This window comes from Caenispirillum salinarum AK4 (genome assembly GCF_000315795.1).
GTDB classification, from domain to species: Bacteria; Pseudomonadota; Alphaproteobacteria; order Rhodospirillales; family Rhodospirillaceae; genus Caenispirillum; species Caenispirillum salinarum.
In genome coordinates this window covers 1-2,944 of sequence record NZ_ANHY01000023.1, presented here as the reverse complement: position 1 = coordinate 2,944, position 2,944 = coordinate 1, and the positions used below count along the sequence as shown (strand labels likewise).

The 2,944-nt window shown below is 58.5% G+C and carries 2 tRNA genes and 2 rRNA genes; all 4 read right to left on the bottom strand.

Annotated elements, in window-relative coordinates:
• Positions 1-524 (bottom strand): 23S ribosomal RNA (locus tag C882_RS20350); the annotation flags it as partial.
• Positions 525-815: 291 nt separating this feature from the next.
• Positions 816-891 (bottom strand) — tRNA-Ala (locus C882_RS20345).
• A 192-nt stretch (positions 892-1,083) separates the two neighbouring features.
• Positions 1,084-1,160: transfer RNA gene (locus C882_RS20340), tRNA-Ile, on the bottom strand.
• 126 nt (positions 1,161-1,286) lie between these two features.
• Positions 1,287-2,770: ribosomal RNA gene (locus C882_RS20335) — 16S ribosomal RNA — on the bottom strand.
• Between the last annotated feature and the right edge of the window lie 174 nt (positions 2,771-2,944).

Below are 2,944 nucleotides of genomic sequence, written 5' to 3'. Positions count from 1 at the left end.
GGGCTCCGACTGCTTGTAGGCATCCGGTTTCAGGTTCTCTTTCACTCCCCTTGTCGGGGTGCTTTTCACCTTTCCCTCACGGTACTGGTGCACTATCGGTCGTCAAGGAGTACTTAGCCTTGGAGGGTGGTCCCCCCATGTTCAGACAGGATTTCACGTGTCCCGCCCTACTCGAGGACATATGCTCTTTCTACCCGTACGGGGCTATCACCCGCTCTGGCCGGCCTTTCCATGCCGTTCCGGTTCTTAAACATATGCCACTGGGCTAGTCCGCGTTCGCTCGCCACTACTAGCGGAGTCTCGGTTGATGTCCTTTCCTCGGGCTACTTAGATGTTTCAGTTCGCCCGGTTCGCCTCCCATGCCTATGTATTCAGCATGGGATACCCCTAAGGGTGGGTTTCCCCATTCGGAAATCCTCGGATCAAAGCCTACTCCCGGCTCCCCGAAGCTTATCGCAGGGTGTCACGTCCTTCATCGCCTCTTGACGCCAAGGCATCCACCAGATGCCCTTCTCATACTTCAAGCACCGTCCGCAGGGACAAGCCCGGCGCGACAATGCTCTCCATCAAAGATGCGTTCCCGCTCGGCATGCCGAAGGATGAGCGGCATGCCGAACATTTCATTGATCCGCCCGTCAGATGTGCCGGGGATGGCACACTGCCTTAGGCTGCATGCCTTTGGCATGACGGGCAGACCGCTTCACAATGACCTCTTCACGATGTCCAAGAGCGAACGGAAGACCGAAGCACGGCGGCTTCGGATCAGCTTCCCGGCTGGGCCGGAAATGGTTTCCCTCGATCGATCTGTCAGGTGTTGGTGGAGGCGGACGGGTTCGAACCGACGACCTTCCGCTTGCAAAGCGGATGCTCTCCCAGCTGAGCTACGCCCCCGCTGTGGCAACGTCGATGACCCTCGCAGCCTCGGCCGCGTCTCCTGCCTGCGCTCTTTGTTGTCGCGAAGCACCAAACCGATGCGACTGCATCGGCGCCGCGGATGCGGCGTGAGCCCTTTTCGGCTCGCTGTCGCGAGACGAAAACACCGGCGACAAGCCGGCGGCGCGGCGCCTGAGCGCCTAAAACAACTGGTGGGCCTGGCTAGACTCGAACTAGCGACCTCACCCTTATCAGGGGTGCGCTCTAACCACCTGAGCTACAGGCCCGCTCACACGCCAGGGCGTGCGGCAACAGGAGTGCCTGGTTGATCGATCGGGAAGGGATGCGAAGACGGCGGTGCGTCCAGGTAGTGTGTGTCAAGCAGCGAGAGCGTTGCCGCTCCTGCTTCCTTGAAAGGAGGTGATCCAGCCGCAGGTTCCCCTACGGCTACCTTGTTACGACTTCACCCCAGTCGCTGACCTTACCGTGGCCGGCTGCCTCCTTGCGGTTGGCGCACCGTCTTCGGGTAAAGCCAACTCCCATGGTGTGACGGGCGGTGTGTACAAGGCCCGGGAACGTATTCACCGTGGCATGCTGATCCACGATTACTAGCGATTCCGACTTCATGCACTCGAGTTGCAGAGTGCAATCCGAACTGAGACATCTTTTGGAGATTAGCTCCACGTCGCCGTGTGGCTGCCCATTGTAGATGCCATTGTAGCACGTGTGTAGCCCAGCCCGTAAGGGCCATGAGGACTTGACGTCATCCCCACCTTCCTCCGACTTGTCATCGGCAGTTCCCCTAGAGTGCCCAACTCAATGCTGGCAACTAAGGGCGAGGGTTGCGCTCGTTGCGGGACTTAACCCAACATCTCACGACACGAGCTGACGACAGCCATGCAGCACCTGTGCGGGATCCAGCCGAACTGAAAGTGTCATCTCTGACACCGCGATCCCCATGTCAAGGGCTGGTAAGGTTCTGCGCGTTGCTTCGAATTAAACCACATGCTCCACCGCTTGTGCGGGCCCCCGTCAATTCCTTTGAGTTTTAACCTTGCGGCCGTACTCCCCAGGCGGAGTGCTTAATGCGTTAGCTGCGCCACTGACCTGCAAGCAGGCCAACAGCTAGCACTCATCGTTTACGGCGTGGACTACCAGGGTATCTAATCCTGTTTGCTCCCCACGCTTTCGCGCCTCAGCGTCAATACCGCGCCAGGTGGCCGCCTTCGCCACTGGTGTTCCGGCCAATATCTACGAATTTCACCTCTACACTGGCCATTCCACCACCCTCTCACGGATTCAAGCGTGCCAGTATCAAAGGCAATTCCGAGGTTGAGCCCCGGGATTTCACCCCTGACTATGCACACCGCCTACGCGCGCTTTACGCCCAGTAATTCCGAACAACGCTTGCCCCCTTCGTATTACCGCGGCTGCTGGCACGAAGTTAGCCGGGGCTTCTTCTGAAGTTACCGTCATCATCGTCACTTCTGAAAGAGCTTTACAACCCGAAGGCCTTCTTCACTCACGCGGCATGGCTGGATCAGGCTTGCGCCCATTGTCCAATATTCCCCACTGCTGCCTCCCGTAGGAGTCTGGGCCGTGTCTCAGTCCCAGTGTGGCTGATCATCCTCTCAGACCAGCTACGGATCGTCGGCTTGGTGGGCCGTTACCCCACCAACTACCTAATCCGACGCGGGCACATCCTGGAGCGATAAATCTTTCCCCCGTAGGGCGTATGCGGTATTAGCCGCCGTTTCCAGCGGTTATCCCCCACTCCAGGGCAGTTTCCCACGCGTTACTCACCCGTGCGCCACTCTCTCCGAAGAGAGCGTTCGACTTGCATGTGTTAGGCCTGCCGCCAGCGTTCGTTCTGAGCCAGGATCAAACTCTCATGTTGATCTTGACGGATGGAACCTGCAAAACGCTACTGCGTCACTTACCTTATGATCGACCGAAGTCGATCCGGGTAGTTGCGTAGAATGCGCTGGCAGATTTCCATCTGTCGCAACAGACGTACCGCCGCCTGCGCATCCCTTCCGTTCGTTCACGATGTCAAAGAGCGCGAGGCCGA